General features: G+C 32.7%; 3 protein-coding genes. All 3 read right to left on the bottom strand.

Annotated features, from left to right (window positions below; all coding sequences use genetic code 11):
• Positions 1-881 (bottom strand): glycoside hydrolase family 3 protein (locus B3J44_RS21860; protein WP_286971408.1); only part of this gene is annotated, 881 nt, incomplete at its 3' end.
• Between the two features lie 541 nt (positions 882-1,422).
• A complete protein-coding gene (locus tag B3J44_RS21865) occupies positions 1,423-2,067 on the bottom strand; it encodes a hypothetical protein (protein ID WP_286971409.1) in 645 nt (214 codons plus the stop codon).
• 102 nt (positions 2,068-2,169) lie between these two features.
• Complete coding sequence (locus B3J44_RS21870) at positions 2,170-2,370, bottom strand: hypothetical protein (protein WP_286971410.1); 201 nt, start codon at positions 2,368-2,370, stop codon at positions 2,170-2,172.
• Positions 2,371-3,696 lie beyond the last annotated feature (1,326 nt).

Genomic DNA, 3,696 nt, shown 5'->3' on the forward strand with positions numbered 1-3,696 from the left:
AATCCGTCAAATTTCCATTTTCCTTTCAAAATGTCTCTCTGCAGAAAAGCGCTTCCAGTCGCAGGAACGCCATTCAAAGTATTAAACGAATTCATAAACGTGCGGACTCCCGCTTCAACCGCAGCTTCAAAAGGAGGCAGAACCGAATTGTACAATTTGGAATTGCTGATATCCACAATATTATATTCCAATCCCGCTTCGACATAACCGTAAGCGGCAAAGTGTTTTGCACAGGCTGCAATTGTATTTGTTTTTTGAAGATCGGCAACAGTTTCGCCCTGAAAGCCTTTTACTCTTGCATAGCCAATTTTGCTTCCCAAATACGGATCTTCTCCCGCACCTTCCATCACGCGTCCCCAACGCGCGTCGTTCGCAACGTCAACATTTGGCCCGAATGTCCAATTGATTCCGGATGCCGAAGCCTCGTCTGCCGCAATCGCAGCCGATTTCTTAATCGCTTCCAAGTCCCAGCTCGCAGCTTCTGCCAGCGGAATCGGACTTAACGTCTTATAGCCATGTATCACGTCAAAACCGATAATTAATGGAATTCCCAAGCGGGTTTCTTCGACTGCAATTTTCTGCACTGCGCGAACTTCTTTCACGCCGCGAACTGTCAGCATCGATCCCACAAGGCCTTTTCTTAAATGCTCGTATTTCAGTTCGGCTGTTCCGCCTTTTGGCGCCGGTCCCGTAACATCCCAAAAGCCATTGTATTGGTTCATCTGCCCAACTTTTTCCTCCAGCGTCATTAATGGCAGAAGCAGGTCTATGCGCTGCTCAACAGTTTTATTTTTATCCAGATACGGCTTCTTTTGTGCATTCATATTTCCAACAGTAAACAGAGCAAAAACTCCAATAGTTAGTAATTTTTTATTTTTCATTTGTGGTTTTAAGTTTTATTATTGAGGTTACTAAATTCAGATGTACAATGCGCTTTATTATAGTATTTTTAATTACTATAATTATCAGATTTCCAAATATCAAATGTTTGGTTTCTAAGAGTGTAAATTTAGTTTTGCAGTAATAATAATAGTAGCACATTTGAAGCATTATCTATGACAGATGATGCATAAAAAACTTTAAGATCAATCAAACCACTAGATTTTTGCTAAGTGTTTTGATTTTAATTCTATTTTTTTAAAAAAAATAGATGTATGATTCTTTGAGATGAATGTCTCTAAAAAAAAGGAAGTTTTGGGTAAGTAAAACTATCAAATATTGAAAGCCGGTTTTACAGATGCTGAGTTTTTAAACTATGTTAAGTTCGTTTAGTATTTATCAATATAACTGCTCATATTTTAGTTTTAGACAATTAATTTTTACAACAAATTTAGATACTGATAGGTAATAATTTTATCAAAAGACTTAAATAAAAGATAGCAAATTAAAATGCTATCATTTATTTCTAGAAGATATTGGTTGCTATTTATTAAACAGATAATTATATAAAAAATTCTCTTTTAAAGCTATATTTTCTTTCACGGGAGTTAAAACAAAAAGAAAAGAATCATTTTGGATTTGATAAAGCAGCATTTGCGCATCTAAATTTTTAAGGCCATAATATTCAATTTTTGCATATATGGTTTTATTGTCGTCATTGTTAATTTTAATTGCAAATTTATTGAAATTAAGACTAAAGCTTTTAATGCTGTCGTTGTTTATCTGATAGTTTAATTTCTTATCGGAGAAAAAATCTATCTTATCAATTCTGCTTTTTGAATCAAAAATCTGAGGACTTATATTGATCTCATACAGATCTTCATTAATTGTAGAAAAATAACCAGGTGTAGGGTAGTCACTCTCTTTGTAATCATTAAAAATAATGTTAGGAGAGACGTTTGCCAGCTTAATTGCTATAAGCGAATACTGCGATTGGATTTCGAATTGTGAAATTACAGAATCTTTATCTGTGACATAGCTTCCAATAGAAATGCTATTCTCCTTTGGCAGTCTTAAATTTTTGATTTTAAAATTTTTTTGAGGAACAAAAGTCAGATTGTCACTTATTATAATTTTTTGGCAGCTAAAAAAGAGCCCTGCTATAAATATTAGACAAATAATTTTCATAATAGTATTGATTAATAAGGAATGAATCGTATGAGTTATTTAAGATGAAAGTTGATAGGAGTAAGAGGGCATAATTGAGATTTATATGAAGAAATTCTTGTCTTATAATGTTTTCTCGAAATGAAGTCTATTAAATGTTATGGTATTGAATACTTTATCAATATTTTTGGATAAATATGGAGATAATGCTTCATAGGAATTGTTTTCCAGTATTATGATTCCGACTGGATTTTTGTTTTCAGTCTTAAGGGGCTTGTTTTCTGCAATGCAGGAAATAAGCAAAAGCGGAAATACTATTTTCATAGTTTAAGGATTTCTTTGTGATCTTTTTGTGTACTATAAGATTATAAAAGAATTAGTTATGATTGTTGAAAGATAGCATTTTTATTGAAAAGAGCGCAATGGCTACTAGCCTTTTTCTTAAAATAGATGCTTTACTGGCTGGAAAGTTTGGGAGAGCCGAAAAAAAAGCGATAAGATCTTAGAAAAAGGCAATTAGAAGAATAGTCTCAATGTTTTAAACAAACTTTGTTAGTTAGGTTTTAGACTTTTTCATTTTTTGATTTTAGCGATGAATATTTGGTATTTCCTATTAAGTAATTAAGTTTTCGTATATAGTTGCAAAAAGAGTAACAACTCCATGCCTAGAAGTGTCACGATTTTACAATAGAATTTGTGGGCGGTTTTAAAAAGTATGAAAAAGCAGTATAAAAGAAAAAAACCTTAAAATCCTAAGATTTGCAGGTTTTGTTTTTTTAGCAAAAAAAAAGTCCTAATCTTTAGATTAGGACTTTTGTGGGGAGAGCAGGATTCGAACCTTAAGCTTGAAACCGCTGTATTTGCCACTTTTATTTATGTCTTGAACCTCTGTGCACCGATTCTGCACCAAATTCAAATTTTTACTATTTCAATATTAAATCATGCACGAAATTTTAAATACTAACGAATTAACATGTAGTAGTATTATTCATTTTTCTGTTTGACAAAAATAAGAAAAATACAGAATATTTCCGATTTAGAAATTAAAATTTCTGATGCATAGTGGCTATAAAGGGATCAGTTCCGGTTAAAAAAAAGACAACTCAAAGAGTTGTCTTAATAAATAATAAAATACGTAAAAATTACTTTTTACAATCTTTCGGAGCACAAGATCCCGAATCGTTATTACAGCAATGCGTTGAACACTTTTCAGTGCAGTTTTTCTTAGTATCAGTTTTTGATAAGCTCGCATAAGCGAAGATACTTCCAGCAGACAATACCAATGCTGCAAGAGTAATGTACATTTTGTTTTTCATAATTTAAATTTTTAATGATTAATACTAACTAAGACGTACTAATCTAAAAATGATGCAAACTTTGTTGATTTTTTTTCTAACAGCTTGAATTTTGTATATATGAAGCTTACGTAGATGGTCTGGTGATCAGCATTTTCCTCCGCTGCACGATTTTTTAGAAGTAACATTCATAACATTTCCACGACGGTCTAACTCAATACTGCAGCAATCTAGAAGCATTTCTTTTAATTTGGATCTGCCTCTTTGGACTCGAGATCGTATTGACGGATAGGCAAGGTTGTATTTTTCTGTTAAATCTTTCTGTTTAATTCGTATCCCCCCGACCAACTACATC

The sequence above is a fragment of the Flavobacterium sp. UBA4854 genome (genome assembly GCF_002399805.1).
GTDB lineage: Bacteria > Bacteroidota > Bacteroidia > Flavobacteriales > Flavobacteriaceae > Flavobacterium > Flavobacterium ginsengisoli.

Coding starts and splice junctions, on each gene's coding strand:
- B3J44_RS21870 (WP_286971410.1), bottom strand. CDS start 2,370: ATGAAAATAGTATTTCCGCTTTTGCTTATTTCCTGCATTGCAGAAAAC.
- B3J44_RS21865 (WP_286971409.1), bottom strand. CDS start 2,067: ATGAAAATTATTTGTCTAATATTTATAGCAGGGCTCTTTTTTAGCTGC.